Source organism: Bradyrhizobium ivorense, assembly GCF_900696085.1.
Classification (GTDB): domain Bacteria; phylum Pseudomonadota; class Alphaproteobacteria; order Rhizobiales; family Xanthobacteraceae; genus Bradyrhizobium; species Bradyrhizobium ivorense.
The window spans coordinates 33,000-58,962 of record NZ_CAADFC020000008.1; the positions used below are offsets into that span (position 1 = coordinate 33,000).

Consider the following 25,963-nt stretch of genomic DNA (forward strand, 5'->3'; position numbering starts at 1 on the left):
TGAGGGAGACCGGCATCCGTCGCGCGCCTTCACAAGGCCGCGACCCGCGACCTTAAGAGGCCGCGAGTTCGGCGGCGGTCTTACCGATGATGGATTCGTCGACGGGCTTCATTATGCCATGCTCCATCAGCATGTCCTCGAGCTCGTCCATGGAGATCGGGGTCGGAATGATGCCTTTGCCGCCATTGTTGTGAACCTTGGTCGCAAGATTGCGATAGTGATCGGCCTGCTTCGACTCGGGCGCATACTCCAGCACCGTCATGCGGCGCAACTCGGCATGCTGCACCACATTGTCGCGCGGCACAAAGTAGATCAGCTGGGTGCCCAACTTCTTGGCTAGCGCCTCCGCCAGCTCCAGCTCTTTGTCGGTCTGCCGCTCGTTGCAGATCAGGCCGCCCAGCCGTACGCCGCCAGAGTTGGCGTATTTCAGGATGCCTTTGGAGATATTGTTTGCGGCATACATTGCCATCATTTCTCCGGACATGACGATATAGATCTCCTGCGCCTTGTTTTCACGGATTGGCATTGCAAAGCCACCGCAAACGACGTCGCCGAGCACGTCGTAGGAGACATAGTCAATGTCCTCGTAGGCGCCGTTCTCCTCCAGGAAATTGATCGAGGTGATGACGCCGCGGCCGGCGCAGCCAACACCCGGCTCAGGACCGCCGGACTCCACGCATCGGATGTCCTTGTAGCCGACCTTCATCACGTCCTCGAGTTCGAGGTCCTCTACGCTGCCGGCGCTCGCTGCAAGGCTCAAAATCGTATCCTGCGCCTTGGCGTGCAGGATCAGGCGGGTCGAGTCCGCCTTAGGATCGCATCCCACGATCAGGATTTTCTGACCCATCTCGGCCAGTGCCGCCAACGTATTCTGGGAAGTGGTCGACTTGCCGATGCCGCCCTTTCCGTAGAACGCGATTTGTCTCAGTGAAGACATGTTGTTCTCCATCAACCGATTTGCCAAAAGTTGCGCGATTCCTACACGCGAGCTTGTTTCTCTCCCAGAAACGGGGCACACGGGTTCAAGGGAAGGAGCGCATCGCTCGTCTTGCGCGTCGGCGTGCACTCAGCCCTCACTCAGTGTTGCTGCCGCTTAATAGCAACCGCCATGCCAACACTGTCCGCGCTCATTAAGCTTCTGATTGCGTTCTAAAAAGCCGACGAGCCGTTGAGTAACCCCAGAGTGTTTTGCAGCGGACAGGATCCGCTGGACTGTCGGAAAACGAACACCGGTCACACCGATCAGGCTGGAAAACGGCAGCTTGGCATGACCAGATCCAATGCTCTCAAATGGAACGGGACTTGCTCCTTCTCTTGTAAACCGGTGGTCGGCAATTTCGGCAGAGCGAGATGCAGGTCGAGGTCGGCATCTCTAAGGCACGTGGCCGGCGATGGGGTTTCGTCGGTCGATGATGACGAGGTCAATTGTGCAGCCAAACTACCAATTGATCCAACTAATCAGAACGATGCGCCGGAGCCTAAAGGCAGCAAGAAGCGCCTTACAAGGGTGCCTCGAGTCGAAACTAGCTGAGGTCCTGCGTCGCGCTTCGTTGGCGAGACATGAAAGGCCAATTCTCGTTAATGAGTTAGTGGTCCAACGAAGGCATTAAAGCGGGGCGCAAGCACGATACGGTGGTCAAGCCGCTTATGTGCGATCGTTTGCACGAGTGTCAAACGCGCTCTGCGACGTAGCGGAACCGCCTCCGATCGTTCAGCTCAGCGTACCCACATAGGTATACCATGGCGACAATCCTCTTTTATCAAAAGCCCGGCTGCGTCACCAATGCACGTCAGATGCAGGCGCTGAAGGCCGCTGGCCATGACGTGATAGCCAAGGATATATTGAAGCAGCCGTGGGCTGCGGAGGAATTGCGACACTTCTTCGGCAAGATGCCGATCGCATCCTGGTTCAACCGAGCCGCGCCTCGTATCAAGTCAGGCGCGGTTAATCCTGACGTAATCAACGAAGCGAGTGCACTTGCGTTGATGCTGGCAGATCCGCTCCTGATCAGACGACCGCTGATCGACGTCGATGGTGCAAAATGCGCCGGATTCGATCATGAACCCGTGCTGTCGTTGCTTGGCCGGGACACGCAAGATGATCTTGAGGGATGCTCCCACGAACAACAGGGCACGCACTGTCCGCAGATGTGAGGATACGATCGATCATACTGCCACGCCGCCAACCGATGCGAACAACGATCCTCCCAGTACCGGCTTTGTCGGGAATGGCCGACGGCATATTCGGCGAGAACGTCGGCGTGCGTGGCGCTTCGTAACCAGCGGCGCTCAGTATACTCGGTTTGAATAAGACATGTTCGTCGCCTGCGGTGCGTGAAACCATCGCAGTTCGATCGCGTTTGTCGCGCACGATTCCTGCAGTCTGGATTTGATCAGAGCTTTAAGCCGAGACACGGTTTATTGAATAGATTCGGCTCGGACAGAACACTGCACTGAATACCGATCCGAACAGAACCACGGAGCGTCGCGGTCGTGACCCTTATGCAACGTGGCTGCATAATTGCGCTACGTCCGCCGCCGTTTTGATCAGCATCAAATCATTGGCCGTCTCCCATGTGTGACAGAGATCTCGCGCGACTCTTCGCGCGGACTTTGGAATGGAGAATTCGATGAGGATGAAAACAATTCTGACGACGGCATCGCTGCTTGCGCTCGCGAGCTCGTTGGCCAGCATCTCGGTTGAGGCCGCGGACCTGGCGCAGGCACCTATCTACTACAAAGCACCCCCAATGGAGCCCTTCAATCCGTGGATGATCCGCCTGCGCGTCCTTGGCGTTTTGCCGGATACCGCAGGCAGCTCCGTCAATGTCGCCGGGGCGCCGCCGCTGTCCTCGCCCGCTTCCGGGCTATCGATCAGCGACCAAGCGGTACCGGAGCTCGATATCACCTATTTCTTCACAAAAAACGTTGCCGCCGAACTCATTCTCGGTGTGAGCCGCCATCACATCAGCGGCACAGGTACGCTAAATGGACTAGATATCGGCAAGGTTTGGCTGTTGCCGCCAACGCTGACGCTGCAATATCACTTCACCGATTTTGGCCCGCTCAAGCCTTACATCGGCGCGGGCATCAACTACACCGCATTCTTCAACCAATCGGCTGCCAATACGTCGCTCGCCGGCCTTGCCGTGACGGATTTGCACATCGGCAACCAGTTCGGCGCCGCGGTCCAATTTGGCTTCGATTATATGCTTGACCGCCATTGGGGCCTCAACTTCGACGTGAAGAAATTGTGGTTGCGCCCGGAATATTCGGCGACCGTAAACAATGCGATTGCCGTCACCGGCCGCGCCAATATCGACCCATGGCTCGTCAGCGGTGGCATCACCTACAAGTTCTGAGGCAGGAAACACCCTTCAGTGAACTTTTCGGACGCGCCGGGGGTCGTCGGGCGCGTCTCTCCGTGTAGTGCAGTGCGAAGGCGAGCGAGATGATGTGTAAAGACACGTCGTCTCGCTGAAGGCCAGGAGCCATTCCCAGCATTGCTCTCGCTGTGAGTCACGGTGTATCGGTAAGTGGCGGAAAACAAGCAAATCGAGCCACCAGCGATCAATAGGATGCTGCTCGTTGTTTCTCGGCATTAGCGGAAGCGGCCGCCTGCTTATCGGACCTGAGAATTCAAGGCGGTCGCCCCCTGTGTGAGAACGACCGCACTTGCAAGAGACTTGAGCTCAGGGCTCATCGGCCCCGATCATGAGGAGGATCCGATCAAGGCTTCGCTCTCACCGCATGTTCCTGAAATCCAAAGCCATAGCGACAAGTAAGCAGTCCGCGTTGGGCACGTATTGGAAGCATTAGATCACCCGGCGTTCCGAGATGCCAGCTATTGGGCGGATAGGCCATCGATGTTTGATACACCGGGCGAGCGGCGCTCAAGCGACGCCTTTAGCTTCGCCTCAGCACCATCACGAGGCGATCGACACGCTTACCCTGCTTGAGATGAGAGTCTACGATTTCATCAACGTCCTCAGTCGTGGTGGGGCGATACCAGATTCCGTCTGGATAGACGACCATCAAAGGACCTGAGTTACAAAAACCAAGGCAGCCCGTCACCGTGAAGCCGACATCAGTGAGGCCTTGCGTTTCGATCGCCTTGCCCATCCGATCCCAGAGGGCCTGCGCCCCAGAAGCGCCGCAACTGCCGTGCGGATGATTCGGCGGACGCTGCGTGTTGCAGGCAAAGACGTGATGCCTATAAAGTTGACGAAGCTCGAATTCGGTTTCTGCGTTCATGCGCCTATCCTGAAATCTACGGCCTCCATCATCTGAAAAGAGACAAGATCCGAGCACATCCGCCCGAACAACCTGCTCCTCAGTCGAACGCCGCATCGACCAATTGATCCCACTAACCCCCACTCCAGCTTGCGAAAGCAGGGCGAAATGCCGATGATTGTCGCTGACGATCAGCGATACTCGGCATCTAGAACAGCCTCCTTGATCAGTTTCAACCTCGCGATTGTCTAGCTCCTTACGCAACCATCCAACTTCTCCAAGCAAGTTCCGCACCAGGTGCGTAGCGCTCATTTCTGCAGCGATCTCATTCTCCGCTCCGGCGCGACTGACAATTATGCCGAGGTTGCAACAATGCCACCCTCCCCTGTTCCATACGTGACATATGGCGCATCGCGTTTGACCCTCTCCCGCTTCAGCGTTTCGCAGATCGCACGCACAATAGCCGGGCCGCGTCCACGCGCCCGTTCATGCATTTGAGCTTGGCCGCCGCCACCGGCTGACTATGGTGGCGGCACTTGCTAAGGGCATCGCATGAACGAAAGCTTGGCATTGCAATTGCTACGCCCGCTTCGGCAATCGTCCAATAATCGTGACACAGGATCGTCATTCCTCCAAACCAAACGGTCCTGTCAGTCTGGGTCCCCCCATTTCACCAAGCCCAGACGGTGCCCTCGGCGTAACCGCCGAGGGCATTTCCTTCTCGAAGACATTGTATCAAGCGGCGGCAATGGCCTGCTGGCTCGATTTGGTGAGCTAGCACCAAAGCACTTGTGCCGCCAAGATCGCAGTTGCACGTTTGGGAAACGACGGTTCGCCTGTTTGCCTCTCAACTTCAAAACCATTGACGCGCATCCGCGCCAGCGCTCACTAGTACGATGGCATTGTTCGGCGACAACGCGCCGGGAAACAACTGAGCAACGGCCAAGTGATACGCCTGTTAATCGGGATGGATGGTTATATCCATGGTTTCGTCGCCGTCCTCGAACGGCTCGGAAAACCGATCATCCTCAAGCAGCTTGATGCCACACAGGCAGACGTCACCTTCGATGACGGCGAGTGCGACCGGCTCAAGCGCTTGTCCAGTGCAGGGACCATCGATGCACAGCCCAGTGTCGATCTCAAATCTCGCACCGTGCCGTGCGCATCTGAGAAAGGAGCGATCGGAGGAGAAGAACTCGCCGGAGCCGATGTTGAGCCATAAGCTGTCATGCGGACAACGATTGACGTACCCTAAATAGTCGTCGCCAAAAGTGCGAACCACAACAATTGGAAACGGCCGGCTCTCGCCGCTGTCGTCTACCTGCGACAAGCTAAAGGCCTTGGCGCCACACCGCTCGATGGCATCGGCCGGACAGACGGCGAACACCTCGATCTGATCACACATCGGGCCGCTCATCCCTTTGCTCATCCAGGCCTCGCAGTTTCCTGCTTGAAAGCTTCGACAGCAGCCCGGGCCAGCCGAAAAACGCCGCGGCCACGAGCGAGCGGCCGATAGGTCGAGCCGGCACGGGTATTGAGGACATCAAACCATTGGTTCGGCGTGAGCTTCGCCGGACGCTCGCTGATTTGGATTACCCTCCCGTTTGGAGCGAAGCGGACGTGAATGATGACTTGTTGAGAATTCATGGCAACCCCGATTTGACCGACTTTAAAGACCCGATCCGAGACTGAGGATCTCTGTTGTGACGTGCCCGGTTTCCGGCAGCTTGGCGCGTGGCCTCGAGCCGCGGCTTGGAGACCGCGCCTCGCTACTTTCGAGCAGGTCTTCTTCGTGCTCACGGGCCTGCCCTCGGTCGCCCCGCTCATCTTGCGCGACGTCACAAAGTAGGATCATCGCCATTCCATCCTCGTCCTTCGATGTGGTGGATGACGAGCATCTCAGTAGATCGCTGCCCCTGCGCCCACGTTGATCGACGCATCTTTCATGGCCTCGACAATGAACTCGATCTTGTTGTTCGTGAGATGGGTGTGAAACGGCAGCGCCAGGGCGCGATCGGCGATCTTTTCCGTAACCGGGAAATCGCCACGTCGATAGCCGAGCTCGAAATAGTGGCGTTGCAAGTGCAGCGGGTAGCTATAGGCGGTGGCTTCAATTTGGGCGACGCGTAGATCATCGACGATGGCATCGCGGCCGGATCGCGTGAAGCGTGTTCCGAGATGAACGAGATAGAGCAACCAGTTCACCTCGGTCACATGGGGACCAACATAAGGCGGCTTGATGCCCTCAAATGATTGCATATGCGCATTGTAGACCTGCTCCACCAGCCGACGACGCTCCAGGATTTCATCGAGACGCTTGAGCTGTGCCAGCCCCAAGGCTGCCGTGAGATCGCTCATGCCGGCTTGGTATGGCGCTGCGGCACCGACGATCACCGAGGAGCGTTCGTCCAGGCGGTGGGAGCGATAGCGACGCAAGCCAACCGCGATGTCGATATCGTCCGTTACCACCATTGCGCCTTCGCCACAGCTTAGGGCCAAGGGCTGGGCAAAGTCGAAGACCGCCAGGTCGCCGAACCGGCCGACGAGCTCACCCTTGTAACGCGATCCGATTGCTTCGGTGGAATCCTCTAAAAGCGCCAGATGGTGGCGCTGCGCGATCGCCCGCAGTTCCGACCACGGCGCGGGATGGCCGTTGGGATTGCCGGCAACAATCGCCCGCGTGTTGGCCGTGATGCGCTCTTCGGCTTTATCTGGGACCAATGTTCCCGACCAATAGTCGATGTCGGCAAATACCGCCCGTGCGCCTGCAAGACCGATCGCATGGACCGTCTCGCGAAGGGAATAGGGCGAGGCGATGACTTCCTGCCCTGGCCCGATGCCGACCGCCTTGAGCGCAAGCAGGAGCCCGATGGTACCGCTCGAGATCGCAACGGCATATTTGCGGCCAAGATTGGCTGCAAAAGCGTGCTCGAACTCCTCGGTGACCCGCCCATTGGAAATCTGCGGCGAGCACAGAACCGCTTCCACGGCGGAGAGCTCGGCGAAGGTGATATCGGGATCGGACAGTGGAATGAAGGATGTATTTGCCTCCATCCTGTCAGCACCATCAAGCCGACGCTCTGCGAACTCAATGCCGCTCACCGGGGAACATTCCTTTTTGCCAACACGATACCGGTCGCCCGCTTCGGATCGGCCGTAATCTGCACGCAGTGATCCGACCCGTCGAGCAAATGCAGGTCGAAACGAGGAAACTGCCGAAACGGCGGATCCGTCACATCCGACGCATCGCAGCGAACGCATGCAAGCTGCGGAAAGCGGCGCCGCAGCTCGACAAGGGGACCCGTGTCCGCGCTATCGGAGGCAAGCAGCCGTTCGATTTCGATCAATTCCTCCGCAGTAAGCGCCATCGTGGCTCCTCTATGACTCGCCAAGGCGGTCGTCATTGCCAGAACAGGCGCTCCGGATCTGCGTTCAACTCATCGATTGCTGAAGTCAAGCGGTGATAAAGGCTGTAAAATTCCCAGATCCCTCGCGCGTGGTTCTTGCAAAACAGCTTCCAGATCCCACTCACGGCGTCGTAAAGAATCAGCGCGACATCAATGAGACCACCATTCTTGTCAATATTGCGCGAGCAACAGGGACTCTCGACCAGATAGCCACCCCTCACTGGCGTCACGTTCGGCGAGACATAGAGATAGCGCTTACGCGAGCTCAAGCCGCGCTCGATTCGCTTGCGATCGAGCTCGTTTGGGTGAGGAACCAACCCGGTCTTTACCTTCCTCATCAGCGCGGCAGTCATTGCGAAAGCCCCCTTCAGAGCACCGTGATTTCTTCTTCAAAACAGCCAATGAGCAGCTGCACACCAAAATCGACAGTATAGATCGGCACGTCGGCTTCGGTATGGATAGCGACCCTGACGATCTCGCCGGTTGCTCCGGCGCCAAGCACGATCCCGTCGGGTTCCGTGTTGGGAAACGAGCCATCGTTGATGAGGTCGATCGCCGCTTTAACACGTTGGCCCCGCCGATATTTCGGAAAGCGGCCCTCAGTCACGACACAGCCTCTTCCGGCAATGGCGAATCATCGATCTCCTCGCACGCGTCCACTGACTCAAGCTCCTTGCACTTCATGCCAACGCGGTAGCCACGTTCGATAAACTCGACGCCGTAGATGTAGAATTGCTGCAGGAACGTGCCGATCGAAACGACGTAACCCACCTCTCCCTTCTTGACCAAAACCTCGCCAATCTCTTTGCCGCGAAACGTACCGTCATTACGGATAGTGCGATTGGCGCGCACCTTTTCGCTAAAGCTGAAGACAGGCGGCCCGCTGAGCTCGACAACGTCGCTATCGCGAACGATTTTATTCATGCAACGCTCCCTCGTGAACATGCAGGGCCGCTGCCGTACCAGCGCAAGCGAGGTCCTGCATCGATTTGGCCTCATTCTCGAAGGCATCTGGCGATTCACCAGTGGCGATGCCGCACGCGATTTCATGGCGGACATGCCGGTCAGGACCGCGCTGCGGAGCAGTTAGCGCCCTCGGCAACAGTCCTTGCATATTCTCGAACCGCACGGAGGCGTTCGGGTCGTTCACCATGGCTAACGGCCACTCATTGTGGATAACCCGTGCCACAAGTGGCGACACTCGACCTCCTCATCGCTGATCAATCGGTCGAACAGCTGCGGCGCGATGCGGCGTGCGACGGCGCGATCAACTTCATTGTCCTGGCCGGCCAGCATCGGCGTCATTCCCTCGCATCAAACGAAGATCCGGGCCAGACGGCGAGGCTGCGATGGGGCACGCTTCGCAGTCCCAGGAGCAGGCGGGCGCATTCCCGGGCACGGTTCGCATCCTCAAGCGGCGGCAATCCATTCACGGGGCTCACCCTTTAGGCTGGCGCTTGGTAGCGCGCCAAGAATGTGTCAACGACGCAGGTATTGTCGACCGGACAGGCGGCGACACATTGCGGCTCGTCGAAATGGCCAATGCATTCGGTACATTTTGCTGGTTCAATGACGAAGCTCCCCGCGTTCTCCGAGATTGCAACGTTCGGGCATAAGGGTTCGCAGGCTGAGCAGCTCGTACACTGCGAGGCAATGATCTTGAATGGCACATACCCCCCCTACGCCGCAGAGATCAGGGCTCCCTGCCGAATTGAGGCGTCGCCACGTTTCGCGTGCTGGATCTCACCGCTTTTCACCCGGTCGAGATAGGAACGGAACCAGGCGATCGCCGACTTCTCGATGAACTCATGCGCATATTGATCAACCGGCTCGATTCCGGCCTTGATCAGATTGCTTCTCGGGTCGCCGCCGATTTTGGCCACGAACACCGCATGGCAGTCATTGATGCCGCGAATGATGGTCGAAAGCCTATCCTCCTCCCCATAACCACCTTGGCAGTAGACGTCCACGCGGCGGTGGCCGACGAATTTTGCGCCGGATGTGGAAAGTTCGTAGACTTGGAATTCCTTCGCATGTCCAAAGTGCTCGTTGATCAGCCCGGAGCCTTTGGTTGCGACTGCCACCAGAAGCGTGATCTCGCTCACCTCTCTGGCCAATTCCCCGAGCTCCTCTTTGCTGCCCGCGGCCTTGGCGGCACGCTCGTCCTCTACCCGATCTTGGTAAGCCTTGCGCATCTCGAGGTCGTATTTGACGTCCATCTTCATGACTTGGTCGGTCGTAAACTCTGCGCTGCGATCTTCTCCGAGCAGACCCACAGCATCGGCCCGGCACTGACGGCAGTGACGCATCATGTTTATCTCCCCTTCGCAAGCATCTTGCAGTGCCTTCAATTCCTGCGCTGTCGGCCCGCGCTGACCGTTGAGGCCAAACACTGTGCCGTACTCGGGTGCGGAGATCAGCGGCATGATATTGTGAAGGAAGGCGCCGCGCGACTTCACCGCCTGGTTCACTTCGACCAGATGATCGTCGTTGATATGCGGGATCATCACAGAGTTGACCTTACACAGGATCCCCCGTTCGCTGAGCATCTCCAGGCCTAGCAGCTGGCGATCGGCAAGTATCCTTGCCGCGTCGAGGCCGGTGTAGCGCCTGTGGTTGAAGAAGATCCAAGGATAGATCTTGGCGCCGATTTCGGGATCGATCATGTTGACAGTGATCGTGACATGATCAATCTTTGACTTGGCGATGACGTCAACATAATCCGGCAGGCTCAGCCCATTGGTTGACAGACACAGCTTGAGGTCCGGAGCCGCCTTGGCGACGAGTTCGAACGTCTTGAATGTCTTTTCTGGATTGGCCAGCGGATCGCCGGGACCGGCGATGCCAAGCACGGTCATCTGGGGAATAGTGGCCGCGACTGCCAGCGCTTTCTTTACCGCCTGCTCCGGCGTGAGCTTCTCGCTCACCACGCCCGGACGTGATTCGTTGGCGCAGTCGTATTTTCGGTTGCAGTAATTGCACTGGATATTGCAGGCTGGCGCTACTGGGACGTGCATGCGGGCGTAATGATGATGCGCCTCTTCGCTGTAACAGGGATGGTTCTTTACTTTTTCCCAGATCTCGGTCGGCAGATCGCCTTGCCCTGCCCGCGAGCCGCAGCTCGCCTGGCCGGTGTTGGACGAGACGCGGCAGCCCCGATGCTCAGCGGCCGGCTGCACCATCTTGCCGGCACCTACCGCAGCTTTGGCACATTTTCCGAGCCCGACGACCGCGTTCATTTCCCATGTCTCCCTGCAGGCAATCATCGGCTTCTCAGGACCAGCCCCGAGAGAGCTTCAGCCAGAGCAGTAGCAACTCACATGCCATGGTAGAGACGATGCGATTTGCAGCCATGCGCCAAACAGTTAGCGGGAACATCAACGCCAGCGGATGCAAGAACAGCAATGATGCACATGTTTGAAACGCAACAAGCACGTCGTGTTTCTGCCGCGGAGTTCCACGGCAGGTGCATTCATTTAACGGCCAAGTACGCGCGACCCTGGGCTCCATCCCTGTTGGCCTTAATGCGACGCGGCATCTCACAATGGGCCGATGCGGGCTGAGCGATCCGACCTCGCAATGCCGCTAATGAGTGAGCAGTATCTCGACTGCGCGAGGCAATCCAATCGCAAGCGGCGTCAGGCCCTGCTCGCGCAGAAAGCGGAGCTCATTGCGTGAGAGCGCATCCAGATCAACGATCGCATAGTGGGTTTTGGCTGAACGCTTGATGATTTGCCGGGCATAGCTACGCAACAGCTGGTCGTTGAACCGACAGCCGATAAAGAGAAAGCTCTGTCCGATCCGCCTTTTCTTGATGATGTCCGGAATCGGTGTCTGGATATCGATTTCGGTCAGCAGCTCGACATAGTCAGCGTCGGAGATCAGGAAGTTCTTTGCCGGCCGCACACTGCCATGCGGCTTGTACAGCACCGTCGTCCAGCTGTCCGCCACGATACCGTCGACCTCTTGGCCAATCGAGTCATAAAATCGATACCAGCGATTCTCGCCAATGCTGGCGCGGGTGATACCCTGCACTTCGCCCCATCCATCGCGCTTATCCAACGCCCCGCGCATCGCGCCATCGTACCATGTGTCGACTATGATGGGCAGCGACAGAGACGCAAGATGATCGTGCAACACGGTCGACTCGACCGGCCGAGCGAAGGCCTGCGCCATCAATGCCGTCACGGTGGAGCGATGTTTGCTGATCTCGATGTGCTGCGCCGCGGCCCATGCATTGCCCTTGGCCCGCCGCGGCAGCGCAACCTTGCTGGCGAAGAAAGCAGATAACGCCTCGGGTGTCGTCGGCACATCGGGTCTGGACAGTTCGGCAAGCCCAGGACCGATATAGGGAACAATGCTCGCGGCCCTCAGCCCGGCAGCGACATCCGCGAGAATGGCCTTAGCATCGGTCGCGTTGACAAAATCGATCTGCACGGGCGCCTTCACGGATCGTCACCGTTTTCGCCCCGTTTTCTGGCATTGATTGTCACCGGCAAGCGCGTATCGCTCGCCATCTGCGGCAAATCGAGCACCCAGCCATTAGCTATTTTGATCCAGCCGCCCCATAGCGTCTCATACTCAGATTCCACGATCGGCTCTTCGAGATCCTTTTTCGGCACGTAGATCGACAGGCCCGAATCCGGAGCGCGGCGGATCATGATCTTCACGAGCTCAACTCCCTCGACTGCAGCGCATAGCTGGCCAGACTGGCCGATCCCCGCAAATTGGCGCGCAGGCGAGCCACGATGTCGCATAGTACGCACACGACCTCATCGACTTCCGCAACAGAGGTTTCACGCGACAGAGAAAAGCGCACCGCGCCGCGCATGCTCCGCGCCGGCACCTGCATGGCGCCCAGAACATGCGATGGCTCCATTGAGCCGGACTTGCAGGCTGCCCCCAGCGACACCGCAATGCCCGCACGATTGAGATGATGGACGATTGCTTCGCCTTCGAGATCATCGAACGCGACACTGGCCGTGTTCGCTAGGCGGTTGCTAACATCGCCGAGCACCGCGCACTCGCCATTGTGCAAAATCCCCTGCTCCAGGCGGTCACGCAACGCACCAATGCGAACACGCTCCGGCTCGAGCCGCTCCACCGCCAGCTCCGCAGCTTTTCCAAGACCAACGATGCCGGGGACATTCTCGGTACCGCCGCGGCGCCGACGTTCCTGTGATCCGCCCCAGATCAGCGGCCGGAATTTTGTCCCTTTGCGCAGATAGAGCGCGCCAACCCCTTTTGGGCCATGCAGCTTGTGCGCTGAAAGCGACAGCATGTCGATCGCACTGTCCTTTAGGTCGACGCGTACCTTACCGATGGCCTGGACCGCATCTGTGTGAAAAAGCGCGCCTGCCTCACGGGTCAACCCGGCCAGAAACTCCACGGGAAAAATCGTACCGGTCTCGTTATTGGCCCACATGGCCGAGGCGATTGCCGTGCGGGGCCCGAGCGCGCGCCGAAACGCCTCGATGTCGAGCCGGCCGCGGGAGTCTACCGGTACAATGTGTGTCTTGACGCCTTTCGCCGTCAATTGCTCGACCAGCGAAAGGATGGCGGAGTGCTCAACCGAGGTGGTGACGATCTCGTCGCGGCCTTCCTGGCTCGCAAGCGCCGAGAGGATCGCGGCATTATTTGCCTCGGTCCCACCGGAGGTAAAAACGATCTCATGATCGTGGGCATTCCCCAACAGATCCTGCAAGCTACGGCGCGCCTGCTTCAGCGCGATTGCGGCCTCGCCGCCAAAGGCGTGGCTGGACGACGCATTTCCGAATCGCTCGGTGAAGAAAGGCAACATGGCTTGCACGACGGACGGATCGGTCCGCGTCGTCGCGTTGTTATCGAGATAAATCGGCACCTGATCCCCCGCTCAATCTCACGCCTTGGCTGCGGCAGCAAGCCGGATGAAGCGGGCGAATTCGCCGAGCCTCTCGACAAGCCACGCCTGAATGCCTTCCAGCACCCCGCTCGAAAGCTTGCAGAATGCGCAGGCACCAAGGCTGACCATGATCCTGCTGCCAGCGATTGTGATCAGTCGACTGCTGCCGCCACGTTGCAGAATGGGTCGGATCTCCTCGAGTACGGCGCGAAGGCGCGGTTCTCGGCCGTTCGCGGCGGCTTGCAATTGCTTGAGTTGCTCTGATTCGGCCAGCATGCTTGATGTCCCTTCCTTGTCAGCTGAACGATTTTCCGCAGGAGCAGCTTGAGGTGGCGTTCGGGTTGTGAAAGGTGAAGCCTGAGCTCTCCAGCGCCATCACGAAGTCGATGGTTGTTCCGACCAGATGTTGATGGCTCTTGTCGTCGACAAACACCTTCAGGTCACCGCACTCGATCACCTTGTCGTCGGGCTTCGGTTCCTCGGCCAGACCCATCGTGTATTTGAACCCGCTGCAGCCGCCTGCCTCGACCGTAATGCGCAGGCCGCTTGCTGGCTGCGTCGATGATGAAATCGCACTCTTGATTGCATTCACCGCGCTATCCGTCAGGTTGATCATGGCTTATCCTTCGTCTGCTTAAGACTGCGTGCTCATGGCAAGTCATGTGCCAGCGTACAGACATCTGATGATGCTTGCCTTTTAAGACCGGGCCTGTTGCCTTTGGAACTCGTGTCGAATTTCCGACAGGGCTGCTTCAGGCAGTCGGAGCCCATTTCATGCCTTTTCCTTCCAGGCTACGCCGCCGACTGCTGCACATGGACGGCAAGCAATTTGCACTGCATCTCGCACCGGCGCCGAAGCGTTGGTGAAACGCTTAGATCGAGGAACGTTCTAATGACTGCAATCGAGAACACCGCACTCGGCAGACTTGAGAAGGAGGGTCGCCTGCTCAATGCCGTATTCAAAGGCGGGACCATTAAGCCTGGGCGGTTCGGCTTTCGTGGTGACGTCGCACTGAAATTCCAAACCCAGGTCGCGGACGAGAAGCGGCCGCCGGACTATTCGATCGAACAAGTTTTGACCATCGCGCAGGATGGAGAGCGAACCATTCCAGTGCTAGCCGGCTATCTGCATTCCTTCGCCTATCTTGCCGACGTTGCAGGCGTGCTGGACAGCGCGTTAAGCCCCGACGGCAGCTACTTCATGTTCTGCAACAACATAGATCTGCTGGCGAAATACCGAGTCAAGCTTGGCGATGCCAATTTCCACGTCCTTCCGTGCGACGAGTCCACAGTTTGGAAGGAGATGATGGACCTGGTCGGAATCAACAAGGACGACATCAAGAAGCTCGATTCAGGTGGCAAGCTGGATTACCTGCTCGATGCGGCAAAGAATCTGGATCTGTCCTGTGACGAGATCTCGTACGAAGATGGACTGAAGAGGATGGAACCCGTGAAGAATCGGAACGAAAATCGGCCGGTCTGAGCGCAGGCTTCATGCATCGGAGGGCGCATCGTCTTCGACAAGACGCACGCCGACGACGCAGATTTCGCCGTCCAGAACTGTCAGCGCGATCGGCGTGAGCACTCTGCCCTTGCATTGACCCTCGACGCACCGCCCGGTGCTCAGTTCAAAGGTCGATCCGTGCTTGCCGCACATCAGCCGGACGCCATATGGATCGAGGAATTCGTTTCGCTCCCAATCTAGTTTGACGCTGTTGTGCGGGCATTTGTTGACATAGCCAAGCACTTTCTTACTCCATCGGATCACAACGATGGGCCACGGCCGCTGATTGCCCTCGTCATCGACGACCATAAGGTCAAATCCCCTCGCCCGTCGGTTTGGAATGTCGTCGAAGCCGCAAATCGCATAGATGGCATCTGGCTGCATTGACTGCTCGTTGATTGCGAGACGTGCCTCATTATCGCTGTACGTCAATTAAGCAAGACCCGGTAGGAGCGCCCAACCGGCTCAGCTTTGTGGCACGCCAAGCGAGCAAGCTCGACAGCGAGCACAACTCATTGGCGCGGGTGCGGCCGGCCGCGTCGCTTTCGCCCATCAGATTCCGATCACTTGATGGAAACCGCTAAGCTGTCGCTCACAGAGCGGCAATGCCGTTCTGGTCAGCCGAACAAACCAGACCTGCGGATTGGCGTGGCCGTCACGTGTCTTCGACGGGAGGCGGCACACCGTCTCTCTGTACCCTCGGTCTTCGGATACACGGCGACGTTCCCGTGCATGCGGGGGCCGTAGCGGCTTGAACAGTGATGAGAATGATGCGGTCCGATCAGAGCCGAATAGAATACAATGAATCCTGGATGCTCGCAGGCCTTCTCGCTGAGCGCCAGCTAATCGAGAGCGGCGATGCAAACGTTTGCGTTACGACTAGCGCTCGCCGGTCGCCACTTCGCCTTGACGAGCAGACTGGATTCGGCGGCGACATCAGAATCGATGTGCCAATACCGAGCGCCTCGTTAATGAAGCCGATTTGATAGTTGGCAATGATTCACGCCTTGCAGTCGGGCGAGCTTGCCGATGGCGGCACCCCTATCACCGCCAAATCCGAGGCAGGTTTTCCTTAGGGCGCACGCAGAAAGCGTGCGCCCTATCAAGCAAGAACGGTCGCTGCTGCGTGCACTCCGCGAATGCGGGCCGGCCACTTCTGGCCGGGTGGCATTATCGCGACTGCTTTACTCCATGCTCAGCCCGGCAAGGGCGCGCTCTAAGTAGAATGACGGATCATCGTCAGAAGAGTTCCACTCTTCAGTAGCAGTATCGCCGTCATCTACCTTAGCAAGGTACTTTGTGGGCTTGCCTACTCGCTGCCACTCGTTGTTATCATTCTTCGTCCACACTTCGGGATGCTGATGAGGATCAAGCACCCAGTTATTTTCATCCCAGTGAACAAAACCCATTTCCGCCAAGCGGGGTTCCATGCCGGGCAAGGCCGGGTTTGACAAGATCAACGGATCAGCGCCATCCTTTCTCAATTGGTGTTCCAGCAGAATATCGCCCGCATTTTCGGCCAGGGGATGCGTCACCCGGAGGTCTACGACAGAAGTGATATCGTTGCGCCCGAACTGTTGCCGGAAATCCTCTCTATCGATGAGAACCGGACCTCCCGCTCTTAGGAGCCCAACAGTTTCGTTACCCAACTGATAGCTGTAAAATCGCGCGGGCCTGGTCGGATCGTAATGAGTGCTTCTATAGCCTCCAGCAACAATTGCCGCGCGCTCGGCCTTCTTGGATACGAAATCCGAGTACTCTTGTGGATTCCTGGCGATCTGCCTGATGTCGTCGCCCAAAAATCTCCGCAGCCCTGCATTGAAGGAAGATTCGGTGATGTCGTCTATTGGTGGATCCGAAGCCAGAAAGTATAGCGCCGGCGACGACCCACCTGACCCGACGTCTGAAAGCGTTTCCGCAAAGCGCGGGCTATCTCCCGCCTCTTCCGATTCATCAGCTTGGCTGGCGTTTGGGGACTGGCTGGATGAGCCGACGATTCTGCCATACATCAGATCGCTCTCTTATCGGCACAATTGCACGCTGTAGAGCTCGTGCCGCGCAAGCTCTGACCACGAGGATACGCGGCTTAGCTGACCGTAAGCTGACCCACACGGCGCAGAACATCTGCCCGGCTTCCATGTAACGACCAGGCTATCAGCACGCGATTCGTAAACACGCGTTGCTCATCGAGCTGCAATCGATAGCCGCGCATATTTCTGATGGTTGATTTTTCGGAGACCGGCCGGTTGTCGATACAGATCCGCGACCACCGCCACATCAGACCGCTGGGACCTCATAGGTTTGAGCAGGCCATTGACCAAATGCAACCGTTCGTCGAGGGCCGGCCCGAGCTTGCCCCCATCAGCCGTTCCATGCTTTTCTTAGTGTGCTACCGATCTCGACGATCCCGCATACGCTCTTGCACTGTCCCTCCGATCCGGTGCAACGACACCGTCAGTGCCAAACCAAGACGGGTACGGAAGAAACAACTAACTGCTGCCGTCACCAGATTCCGCGTCAACGCGATCGGTCATGGATCCATCGTTGGCGGCACCGAGGCCAAGGTACGGCTCCCCTGTTCCTGAAGAGGACAAGCTACGGGACATAATCGGAACCATCTGGAGGAGTGCGCCCTACTTCGGGGAGCCCGCATTCTCCGACCATCTGGATCGCGTCTAGTTCACCCTACTCTCCGAGCCCGGATAGGTGCAGGACGTCCTTCCACGAAAACGTAGATCTTGCGGAGGATCTTCTCCACGGGATTACCACTCAATGTATTGGCTTGCCTTCTGCGAGCCTAACCGCAATGTCTCCGCTCCCTCCGTCCAACAATCGAGGCTACCACTCACGCCGGCCCAGTCTCAGGTTCGGGTTGTACGAGACCAGCGATGGTTCTAGTCTATCGGGTCCATCGCCCCTGCCGCAGAGAAAGATCCAGCCTTGGCTCACGCAGCTTCGGCCGCGCCTGAACCGTGCGTCTGGCAATTGGCCGGACAAACCCTGGCGCAGGCGCCGCAGCCGATGCAGGCACCCTGATCATTCAAAACCATGATCTTCTTTTCGATCTCATCATCCTCGTCGTCGTCAAGGTCGACAAGTTCGTCCTCCTCGTTGATTCCCTTCAATGTCATAACATCTCGACCGCACACCTTGAAGCAGCGGCCACAGCCGATGCACTTTTTGGCATCGATCGAGATCAAGTAGTCCGGCGTCCAGTCGCGGCCATCGCGCGTGGCAAATGACATGAATCGGACTCCTTTAGCTATTTTCCAGCGCCTTCAAATCATGGTTTTTGCGTTCGAGTTCGGCATACGCGTCATGCGCCTTCTGGGCCACCGCCATGATCGACGTCCAGTTGATGGGAAGTTCTTCCGAGAGGTCGTGCAGATCCATTTTGGCTTGTAGCGCTTTGGCCGAAAGTTTCTTTAGCTCCGCCTTCAGTAGTTCACGATCGCTCATGAGTGCCCTCAATAATTTGCCACGTCCGGAAATTTCCGGATCAAGTCGATTCCGGCCCCGACATATTTGTCACCCTCCCGCGCGAGCTTTGCGAGGTTGTCAAAGCCGAAGCGATGCATATCGCGCAGCTGCTTGTTCACGGCGATCAGCCGCCCCCCAATCAGCACCATGCGGCCAAAGCCTTCATGATGCATCTTCAGCATCGGCTGGATCATCACGCCGGTGGCCCTCTCGATCGAGAGTGCGACTGCGTTGAAGAACAGCTCCAGCCGCCACAGCGTGTCGGGATCAGGATCGCCGACAATCGGCAGTGCTCGTCGCTTCTCCTTGTCCAAGATATAGGGTTCAAGCAGCTCGAAATCGCTCTTGGCCTCCCAGGCTCCGTTGGTATCCTGAGCGCGCCATATCTTGACCAGCTCCTTGAGGAACGGGGAATCGAGGGCGTCGCCCTGCTGCGCCATCTCTGCGGCCTCGGTCATCTCACCTCATTCGTCGAACTCGAATGTGCGCCGTTGGTCCTTCGCCAAGGCCTTGCGCAGCCACGGCGGCGGCGTGCCTTTCAATACGCGCTCGAGCTTTTCGAGCAGCGCAAGGATGTTTTCTGGCTTGTTCACCTTGATAGGATGGATGTTGTTGGCCACGACCCGTGCAGCGCCGGCACCGCCGATGGCGGCAACATACAGGATTGCGCAATCCTTGATCGCCTCGATCTTCGGCGCCAGCTTGTCGTCGTCGCCGTCTTCCTTGAGATCTCCCTCGAACTCAACCGCTTTGAGAAACACGTGCCCGCTTGGCGCGACATCGTAGATAGCGATATTCTTTGCCCAACCAAAATGGGCATCGACGCGTCTTAGGTCTTGCGTGGCGAATGCGACCTTCATGCAGTTGACCTCTCAGCTGCACTGCGGTGGCCCGACACTAGCGGCAGTGCCGCCGAAGGCCTCCATCTATCAGGCGTCGGCTGATGATTCTCCTCGCGGTCCGCGATCACAAGATTGGCAATATCAAAGATGAGATCGCGCGTGCCACGATAACCGATCGATAGTTGGTGCCCTGCGCCAAGCCGATCGAACATCGGAAAACCGGCTCGATAGAACGGGATTTTCAGCCGAGCCGCCGCTTGCCTGCCATGCGAATGCGTGATCAGCAGGTCGCAATGCTTTGTTCTGGCTAGCTCTTCCAGATCCTCAAGATCGCCGATCAGCACCTCCTCGGTCTTGATCCGCTCGGTCACCGCCGACTGCGTGGTCGTGACGGCCGCGCTCACCTGCGCGCCCATCTCGTGCAGCATGCTGGACAGGTCGAACAGCAGGTCTGGCTCGGCCGCGATTGCAAGTTTGCGACCACCAATATGGAAGTGCGCGTCCAGCATTGCGTCAGTGAGCTGGCCGCGCTGGCGCCGATATTTCGATGGCACGGGGCGGCCGCTGATCTCACTCAGAAAAGTCATGAATTCGTCGTTCGGACCGAGACCGCATAACCGTTCGAACAGGCGAAATGGCACGCCGGTCCTGGCCTGCATGACCTCTGCTGCTCGCCGCATCTGCCAGCCTATTGCGATAGTCCACCCTGCGCCGCCCATGTTTGCGATTTCGGCCACGCCGATGCCGCCGATGGTCGTCGGGATAAAGTCATCAGGGATATGCCCATCGAGCGACCCCGCCAGATCAGGCAGGAAAGACGGCCGCAACCCAAAATCCTCGAGGATAGCGCGGAGTTCATCAAGATCACCCGGCGTGAGGTGGCATCCTGGAAGAACATTCACCCTCGATGGATCGCGCAGGCCATTGACGTTTGGCCCTTCCACCAGCAACTCCACAATGCTCGCCACGGCCTTCTCCCAGCCGTCCTGGAACGCCCCCTTGAAATCAGGCGTCGAGACATAGACCAGCGGTAATTTCGCAAGCTGCGGATGCTTGTCCCGGATCAGCTTGAGGTAGGCATCGACATCGTCTCCATTGGTCTCGGTGACACCGGTCGAGCAGATTCCTATGATCTTTGGCTTGGCACGATTGTAGATATTGAGTATCGCCTGCTCGAGATTCTCATAGCCGCCGAGCACGGTCGCGACCTCGCTCATCGCGGTGGTCTGCAGCGGTACAGCCTCCTTGAAATGCCGCACAAAGAGGGTGAGCCCGAAGGAGGTACAACCTTGTGAGCCGTGCAAGAGCGGCATCGCCCCGCTTAGCCCCATGAACGCAAATGCGCCGCCGATCGGCTGGCTCATCTTCAACGGGTTAACTGCGCATGCTTTCGTCGGCACCGTGGCGATGGCCATGACACCTCCCTATTCGGCGGCCTGCAGCCCGGCGGGCGGCGAGGACGCCAGGACGTCCTCGATGCGTCGCCTGCAGCATCCGCCGACGGCGTTGGTGTGGTCTCTGACTGCCTCGACGCTCCTCAGGTCATGCGTGTAGATCGCATCTTCGATCGTGCCGAGATCGACTGTGTTGCAGAAGCAGATCTTCCTCGCGCGCCGCGCCGCTTCGGCGAGCGCCGGATCGTGCGCGATCGCGGCCACCGGCGATTGCATCTGCATCATCGCCTTGGCCAATGCCTCCCATGGCGCCGGTCGACGTAACTGCTCCCACATCGGGTTGGAGAGCGACTTATCGATCTCCTCCACCAGCTTGACCATTCCGACATAGCCCATATAGGCGTGGCAACGCTCCTGGTTGACATCGAGCCAGGGCATCGCCGCCTTCAGTGCAACGAACTGCGATTTGCCGCCCGAGAGCATGATGTCCGCTTTGGCGTCCTTCAACATCCTGTACATTTCGCGCGGCGTCATATCCTCGATCATGTGGGCATCTTGCCCCATGAGCAGCTTGATGCGTTCCTTGTCCTGCCTTGTCGACTTCTTCACACTGGTTCCGACCATTTCGAGGCCGGCTTCCTGTAGTGCCGCAACGACCGACCATGACTTGACGCCGCCGGTAATCAATAACGCCTTCTTGCCTTTTAATCGTGGCTTGTACGGCTCGATCGCAGCCCACGCTCTCGCCTCCTCGCGTGCGATCACCGCTTCGGTGCGCTCGAGCAGCTCTTGCGGCGCGCCACGTTCAACCAATAAGCGGGCAATCTGGCGCAGCGAATCGCTCGAATCCTGAATACCGTAGAACGACCCTTCGAAGAACGGGATCCCGTAGCGTTCCTCCATCTTGCGTGCGACGTTGACCATGGCCTTCGAGCACACCAGCATCGCCGCCCGTGCCCGATGGGATGAAGCGACCTCGCGATATTTGGCATCGCCCGAGATGCAAGACAGAATCCGGATGCCAAGCTCTTCGAACAACGGCTTTACCTGCCAGAGCTCTCCCGAGAGATTAAATTCTCCGATCAGGTTGACGTCGTACGGTGTGGCGTAGTCCGGCTCCTGTGTTCCGATTACATAGTCGAGCAAGGCCTCGCCGGCGAGCTTGTTACCGAGGTTCTTGGAACCAACGAACCCCGGGGAATTGATCGGAATCACCGGCTTGCCGAACCTTTGAGACGCCGCCTTGCAGACCGCGTTGATATCGTCGCCGATCATGGCCGGGATGCAGGTCTGATAGACGAAGATTGCGGGCGGATCGTGCTTGTCGATGATCTCCTTGATCGCTTTGCAGAGCCGCTTCTCACCCCCAAATACGATATCTGTTTCGCTCATGTCCGTTGTGAATGCGGTACGCCACAGACTAGAGCCGGAGGACGCCGCGCCGCGATTGTCCCAAGAATTGCCTTCGCATGCGATCGGGCCATGCACGAGGTGAGCGACGTCGGTAAAGGGCTGCAGCGCAATCTTGGCGCCGTCGAAGGCACACCCGCCCGCAGCGCTGCCCGGCTGCAGTTGCTTGGTGCAACCCTTCTTGCGCTCAGCCTCCGACTTACTGCCATTCTTAGCGCAGCCCGGCTCGCTGAAGATATCCTTGACCGTGGCCGCTAGCGAACTCATAAGCTTTTTCCTCTCAGCGAAAGCAACTCTCTGCCGACCATCTTGCGCGTGCCATCGGCGAGTGTTCCGGCGATGGGCACGCGCACTCTCCGCCATCAACGAATGATGTCGAAGCTATAGTCAGTTTTGCCAAGAACATTTGTCTTCTTGTCGATTTCATCGAAGATCTTGTCGAGGATCTTCACCAGCACATTCAGGCCGCCCTGATAGCCCCACACAGGGGAGCGGTGATGGTGATGCCGATCAAAAATTGGAAACCCGATCCGGATCAGTGGCGTTCCAGTGTCCCGTTCCAGGTACTTGCCGTGGGTATTGCCGATCAGAAAATCAACAGGCTCCGTGAACAAGAGCGAGCGCATGTGCCAGAGGTCGCGCCCCGGATAGACTTGGCAGGCTTGACCAAATGGCGAGCTTGCAAACAGCGCCTGCATTTTTTCCTGCCACGCCTTGTTGCCATTGGTGGACAGAACATGGGTCGGTTCGGCGCCGAGTTCGAGCAGAAAGGCAGCCAACCCATAGCAGAGATCCGGGTCGCCATAGATCGCGAACTTCTTGCCATGGATATGCGCGCTGGAATCCGCGATGGCATCAACCAAGCGGCCGCGCTCTCGCGCGAGTTCCTCCGGAACCTCCTTGCCGCTGATGCGTGATAACGCCACGAGAAACTCATCCGTTGCGGATACACCCACCGGGTAATTGAAAGACACGACGTCCTGGCCATGCTCGGACACGAACGGCAGCGTTTTTTCCGTACACCATTGCTGCATGGAGATTGTCGCCTTGGCATGAATCGCGTTAGCCGCGTCTTCCAGCGTGGTGCCGCCGTCATACATCCGGAACTCGCCATCGGTCGGGGTATCGAAGACTTCAGAGTTATCGGCGAGAATCGTGTGTTTGATGCCCATCAATGCCAAGATTCGCTTGATCTCGCGAAGGTTTCCAACGGTATTGCCATCAAAACCACCGATGATGTTGATTGCCTCATTTGGCTTGCGCTCCAGCTTCGGCGCCGTTCCAGCCTTGCCGTCCCAAAAATGCTCGAGAATGCCCTTGAGTGCATTGTCGTAGCCCGTGACGTGGCTGCCGACGAACGCTGGTGTGTGCGCGAACGGCACGTCGAACTCTGCCGGAACTGAGCCTTTTTCCTTCGACGTCTTGATGAAGGCGTTGAGGTCATCACCGATCACCTCAGCCATGCAGGTCGTCGAGACCGCTATCATCTTGGGTTTGTACATGTTGTAGCTGTTGGCGAGGCCGTCGATCATATTGTTCAGCCCCCCGAATACAGCGGCGTCTTCCGTCATCGACGAAGATACGCAGGAGCTCGGCTCCTTGAAGTGCCGCGACAGATGGCTGCGGTAATAGGCCACGCAGCCTTGCGAGCCATGGACGAAGGGCAGCGTGCCCTCAAAACCGACTGAGACGAATACCGCGCCAAGCGGCTGGCAGGCCTTGGCCGGATTTACCGTAAGCGCCTCCCGCGCGAAATTCTTCTCGCGGTATTCGGGCGTTTTCGTCCATTGCTTGATACGTTCGACCTCGGCAGGATCGCGGGGATTTTCGAACAACTTCTTGTCGGCCAGCATTTGTTGGTATTCTGGACCGCGGAACAGTTCGAGATGATCGAGCACATGTTCTGCACTCTGCGCCATTGTTAAGATCCTTCACTATCGAAATTGATGTCGCCCAGCTCTCCGCGGAGAGCTGGGATCGGTTGCTCTATTTTGGGACCAAGTGCTTGTTATTCTGCAGCCAGGAGCTTGGCTTTCGACGCTTCCTTCCAAGGTGCCTTCATCTTCTTCCAGATCGGCGAGTTGACAGCCATGTCCATGTCGCGAGCAAAGATCGCAAAGCCGTCATAGCCGTGATATGGGCCCGAATAGTCCCAGGAATGCATCTGCCGGAACGGCACACCCATCTTTTGGAAAACGTATTTCTCCTTGATGCCCGAGCCGACCAGATCAGGCTGGAGCTTTTCGACGAAGCGCTCGAACTCATAACCGTTGACGTCGTCGTAGATGAGGGTGCTGTCCTTTACGTAATGCTGGGCGGTGCGCTGATAGTCGTCGTTATGACCGAACTCGTACCCGGTCCCCACGACTTCCATCCCGAGGTCCTCGTAGGCGCCAATCACATGACGCGGACGAAGCCCGCCGACGTACAGCATCACCGTCTTGCCCTGCAGGCGCGGGCGATATTTTGCGATCACGGCGTTCACCAGCGGCTGGTATTTTTCGATCACCCGCTCGGCGCCCTCCTTGATCTTGTCGTCGAAATAGCCCGCAATCTTGCGCAGCGATTCTGCGATCTTCGAAGGTCCGAAGAAGTTATACTCGCACCACGGGATACCGAACTTCTCCTCCATATGACGCGAGATGTAGTTCATCGAACGGTAGCAATGCAGGATGTTGAGCTTTGCCTTCGGCGTTGCTTCGAGCTCGGCGAGTGAACCGTCGCCGGACCACTGCGCAATCACCCGCAGGCCCATTTCTTCCAGCAGAATTCGCGATGACCAGGCATCGCCGCCGATATTGTAGTCTCCAATGATCGCAACATCGTAAGGCGTCGGCTCGAACTTTGGTTTGTCGTCGGGGTCGAGCTTGTCGAAAATCCAATCGCGCACCGCGTCGTTGGCAATGTGGTGGCCAAGCGACTGCGACACGCCGCGAAAGCCTTCGCAGCGGACCGGCACGATGGTCTTGCCGCCATATTCCTTGGATTTCGACCTTGACACGGCCTCGATGTCGTCCCCGATCAATCCGATCGGGCATTCCGATTGGATGGTGATGCCGTGGTTGAGCGGGAACAGCTCCTGGATCTCGTCAAGGACTTTGACCAGTTTCTTGTCGCCACCGAATACGATGTCCTTCTCCTGGAAATCGGAGGTGAATTGCAGGGTCACAAAACTATCGACGCCCGTTGTGCCAACGTAATAGTTACGACGCGAGCCCCACGAATACTGGCCGCAGCCAACCGGGCCGTGGCTGATATGGACCATGTCCTTGATCGGCCCCCAGACCACCCCCTTGGATCCTGCATAGGCGCAGCCTCTGATTGTCATCACACCAGGTATGGATTTGATGTTGGATTTGACACCGCAATCGGACTTCCCGGCCTGGTGAACGTTGAGATGCTTGGCACGCCGCTTCGCGGTCTTCTCTGGATAGACCTTCAGCACCTCGTCGATCAGCTGTTTGTTACGAGCCCTGATTTCTGCAATGCTCTGGGTCGTGGCGAGACTCATGCTGATGTCCTTCAAGGGTTAGCGGTTGGAAGAGCTTCTTGCTGACCAAGACTTTTGCAACGAGCATGCCAGTCCATCGGGAGCGCAAAAACCAGAACAAATAAACATAGTTAGCGCGGCTCGCCCGATGAGGCTGGTTGTTGTTGCGAACGCGACATCGCGCCTTGCACGGAGACTTCTTCGTTGACCCTGTTCGAAATGGAACAAGTGCCGGCCGCGAAACTGCGCCGCGCAATTCTCGAAGGCGCGAAGTTGCAGCCGATTGCATTATCTTGCGATCGCGCTCGCCGGGACGGCCGCT

At 57.9% G+C, this 25,963-nt stretch carries 30 protein-coding genes; 4 read left to right on the plus strand and 26 right to left on the minus strand.

Features of this window, described 5'->3' with window-relative positions; all coding sequences use genetic code 11:
- Positions 1-52: 52 nt before the first annotated feature.
- Positions 53-937 carry a nitrogenase iron protein gene (nifH, locus tag CI41S_RS11225; protein WP_137479509.1) on the minus strand — a complete coding sequence of 295 codons (885 nt, stop codon included), beginning with the start codon at positions 935-937 and terminating at the stop codon, positions 53-55.
- Positions 938-1,740: 803 nt separating this feature from the next.
- On the opposite strand from nifH, the gene CI41S_RS11230 reads away from it, so the two are divergent.
- Positions 1,741-2,154, plus strand: coding sequence for an ArsC/Spx/MgsR family protein (locus CI41S_RS11230; protein ID WP_139859005.1), 414 nt, complete (start codon positions 1,741-1,743; stop codon positions 2,152-2,154).
- A 482-nt stretch (positions 2,155-2,636) separates the two neighbouring features.
- The gene (locus CI41S_RS11235; protein WP_244626483.1) at positions 2,637-3,362 is read left to right on the plus strand and encodes an OmpW/AlkL family protein; all 726 of its coding nucleotides are present in this window, start codon (positions 2,637-2,639) and stop codon (positions 3,360-3,362) included.
- A 544-nt stretch (positions 3,363-3,906) separates the two neighbouring features.
- Here CI41S_RS11235 and CI41S_RS11240 read toward each other — a convergent pair.
- The 7 genes from CI41S_RS11240 to CI41S_RS11275 form a co-directional block, all read right to left on the minus strand.
- A complete protein-coding gene (locus CI41S_RS11240) occupies positions 3,907-4,254 on the minus strand; it encodes a (2Fe-2S) ferredoxin domain-containing protein (protein ID WP_139859006.1) in 348 nt (115 codons plus the stop codon).
- A 937-nt stretch (positions 4,255-5,191) separates the two neighbouring features.
- Positions 5,192-5,650: a Rieske (2Fe-2S) protein gene (locus CI41S_RS11245; protein ID WP_139859276.1), complete on the minus strand. Its 459-nt coding sequence runs from the start codon at positions 5,648-5,650 to the stop codon at positions 5,192-5,194.
- A gap of 482 nt (positions 5,651-6,132) precedes the next feature.
- On the minus strand, positions 6,133-7,287 hold the full coding sequence (locus CI41S_RS11255) for a DegT/DnrJ/EryC1/StrS family aminotransferase (protein WP_139859278.1): 1,155 nt from the start codon (positions 7,285-7,287) through the stop codon (positions 6,133-6,135).
- A gap of 44 nt (positions 7,288-7,331) precedes the next feature.
- Positions 7,332-7,601, minus strand: coding sequence for a DUF6129 family protein (locus tag CI41S_RS11260; RefSeq protein ID WP_139859007.1), 270 nt, complete (start codon positions 7,599-7,601; stop codon positions 7,332-7,334).
- Positions 7,602-7,633: 32 nt separating this feature from the next.
- Positions 7,634-7,993, minus strand: a complete 360-nt coding sequence (locus CI41S_RS11265; RefSeq protein ID WP_139481173.1) for a DUF3024 domain-containing protein — start codon at positions 7,991-7,993, stop codon at positions 7,634-7,636.
- A 14-nt stretch (positions 7,994-8,007) separates the two neighbouring features.
- Positions 8,008-8,247 (minus strand): nitrogen fixation protein NifZ, encoded by a 240-nt coding sequence (locus CI41S_RS11270; RefSeq protein ID WP_139481174.1) that lies wholly within the window; start codon positions 8,245-8,247, stop codon positions 8,008-8,010.
- A complete protein-coding gene (locus CI41S_RS11275; RefSeq protein WP_139859008.1) occupies positions 8,244-8,564 on the minus strand; it encodes a nitrogen fixation protein NifZ in 321 nt (106 codons plus the stop codon). Before CI41S_RS11275 ends, CI41S_RS11270 begins: the two co-directional genes overlap by 4 nt.
- Between CI41S_RS11275 and CI41S_RS43360 the strand changes: the two genes are divergently transcribed.
- Complete coding sequence (locus CI41S_RS43360; protein WP_172626718.1) at positions 8,563-8,730, plus strand: hypothetical protein; 168 nt, start codon at positions 8,563-8,565, stop codon at positions 8,728-8,730. The two genes, CI41S_RS11275 and CI41S_RS43360, sit on opposite strands and share 2 nt — an antisense overlap.
- Positions 8,731-8,795: 65 nt before the next feature.
- Here the strand turns inward: CI41S_RS43360 and CI41S_RS43365 are convergent, their stop codons facing one another.
- The 8 genes from CI41S_RS43365 to CI41S_RS11310 form a co-directional block, all read right to left on the minus strand.
- On the minus strand, positions 8,796-8,945 hold the full coding sequence (locus CI41S_RS43365; RefSeq protein ID WP_172627988.1) for a hypothetical protein: 150 nt from the start codon (positions 8,943-8,945) through the stop codon (positions 8,796-8,798).
- A gap of 140 nt (positions 8,946-9,085) precedes the next feature.
- Positions 9,086-9,310 carry a 4Fe-4S binding protein gene (locus tag CI41S_RS11280; protein ID WP_139859009.1) on the minus strand — a complete coding sequence of 75 codons (225 nt, stop codon included), beginning with the start codon at positions 9,308-9,310 and terminating at the stop codon, positions 9,086-9,088.
- Between the two features lie 9 nt (positions 9,311-9,319).
- Entirely contained in the window at positions 9,320-10,879 is a 1,560-nt protein-coding gene (nifB, locus tag CI41S_RS11285; RefSeq protein WP_139859010.1) for a nitrogenase cofactor biosynthesis protein NifB, read from the minus strand.
- 346 nt (positions 10,880-11,225) lie between these two features.
- On the minus strand, positions 11,226-12,089 hold the full coding sequence (locus CI41S_RS11290) for an SIR2 family NAD-dependent protein deacylase (protein ID WP_139859011.1): 864 nt from the start codon (positions 12,087-12,089) through the stop codon (positions 11,226-11,228).
- Positions 12,086-12,310 carry a putative nitrogen fixation protein NifT gene (gene nifT, locus CI41S_RS11295; protein ID WP_139859012.1) on the minus strand — a complete coding sequence of 75 codons (225 nt, stop codon included), beginning with the start codon at positions 12,308-12,310 and terminating at the stop codon, positions 12,086-12,088. Before nifT ends, CI41S_RS11290 begins: the two co-directional genes overlap by 4 nt.
- On the minus strand, positions 12,307-13,500 hold the full coding sequence (nifS, locus tag CI41S_RS11300; RefSeq protein ID WP_139859013.1) for a cysteine desulfurase NifS: 1,194 nt from the start codon (positions 13,498-13,500) through the stop codon (positions 12,307-12,309). Before nifS ends, nifT begins: the two co-directional genes overlap by 4 nt.
- A gap of 18 nt (positions 13,501-13,518) precedes the next feature.
- Positions 13,519-13,797 carry a NifU family protein gene (locus CI41S_RS11305; protein WP_139859014.1) on the minus strand — a complete coding sequence of 93 codons (279 nt, stop codon included), beginning with the start codon at positions 13,795-13,797 and terminating at the stop codon, positions 13,519-13,521.
- Positions 13,798-13,816: 19 nt separating this feature from the next.
- Entirely contained in the window at positions 13,817-14,137 is a 321-nt protein-coding gene (locus CI41S_RS11310) for a HesB/IscA family protein (RefSeq protein WP_139859015.1), read from the minus strand.
- 276 nt (positions 14,138-14,413) lie between these two features.
- On the opposite strand from CI41S_RS11310, the gene CI41S_RS11315 reads away from it, so the two are divergent.
- Positions 14,414-15,004, plus strand: coding sequence for a hypothetical protein (locus tag CI41S_RS11315; protein WP_172627989.1), 591 nt, complete (start codon positions 14,414-14,416; stop codon positions 15,002-15,004).
- Between the two features lie 9 nt (positions 15,005-15,013).
- Here the strand turns inward: CI41S_RS11315 and CI41S_RS11320 are convergent, their stop codons facing one another.
- The 10 genes from CI41S_RS11320 to nifD all read right to left on the minus strand — a co-directional run bounded on the left by CI41S_RS11320 (position 15,014) and on the right by nifD (position 25,662).
- Entirely contained in the window at positions 15,014-15,409 is a 396-nt protein-coding gene (locus CI41S_RS11320; protein WP_139859016.1) for a Rieske (2Fe-2S) protein, read from the minus strand.
- A gap of 800 nt (positions 15,410-16,209) precedes the next feature.
- Entirely contained in the window at positions 16,210-17,034 is an 825-nt protein-coding gene (locus tag CI41S_RS11325; protein ID WP_244622148.1) for a host specificity protein, read from the minus strand.
- A 936-nt stretch (positions 17,035-17,970) separates the two neighbouring features.
- A complete protein-coding gene (gene fdxB / locus CI41S_RS11330) occupies positions 17,971-18,270 on the minus strand; it encodes a ferredoxin III, nif-specific (protein WP_139859017.1) in 300 nt (99 codons plus the stop codon).
- A gap of 13 nt (positions 18,271-18,283) precedes the next feature.
- Positions 18,284-18,484, minus strand: coding sequence for a CCE_0567 family metalloprotein (locus CI41S_RS11335; protein WP_139481184.1), 201 nt, complete (start codon positions 18,482-18,484; stop codon positions 18,284-18,286).
- A gap of 8 nt (positions 18,485-18,492) precedes the next feature.
- Positions 18,493-18,963, minus strand: a complete 471-nt coding sequence (locus tag CI41S_RS11340; RefSeq protein ID WP_139859018.1) for a NifX-associated nitrogen fixation protein — start codon at positions 18,961-18,963, stop codon at positions 18,493-18,495.
- A 6-nt stretch (positions 18,964-18,969) separates the two neighbouring features.
- A complete protein-coding gene (gene nifX, locus CI41S_RS11345; RefSeq protein WP_139481186.1) occupies positions 18,970-19,365 on the minus strand; it encodes a nitrogen fixation protein NifX in 396 nt (131 codons plus the stop codon).
- Positions 19,362-20,762 (minus strand): nitrogenase iron-molybdenum cofactor biosynthesis protein NifN, encoded by a 1,401-nt coding sequence (gene nifN / locus CI41S_RS11350; protein WP_139859019.1) that lies wholly within the window; start codon positions 20,760-20,762, stop codon positions 19,362-19,364. The genes nifX and nifN overlap by 4 nt, the downstream gene beginning before the upstream one ends.
- A 9-nt stretch (positions 20,763-20,771) precedes the next feature.
- Positions 20,772-22,418, minus strand: coding sequence for a nitrogenase iron-molybdenum cofactor biosynthesis protein NifE (nifE, locus tag CI41S_RS11355; protein WP_139859020.1), 1,647 nt, complete (start codon positions 22,416-22,418; stop codon positions 20,772-20,774).
- Positions 22,419-22,513: 95 nt separating this feature from the next.
- On the minus strand, positions 22,514-24,070 hold the full coding sequence (gene nifK, locus CI41S_RS11360) for a nitrogenase molybdenum-iron protein subunit beta (RefSeq protein ID WP_139859021.1): 1,557 nt from the start codon (positions 24,068-24,070) through the stop codon (positions 22,514-22,516).
- Between the two features lie 89 nt (positions 24,071-24,159).
- Entirely contained in the window at positions 24,160-25,662 is a 1,503-nt protein-coding gene (nifD, locus tag CI41S_RS11365) for a nitrogenase molybdenum-iron protein alpha chain (RefSeq protein WP_139859022.1), read from the minus strand.
- Positions 25,663-25,963 lie beyond the last annotated feature (301 nt).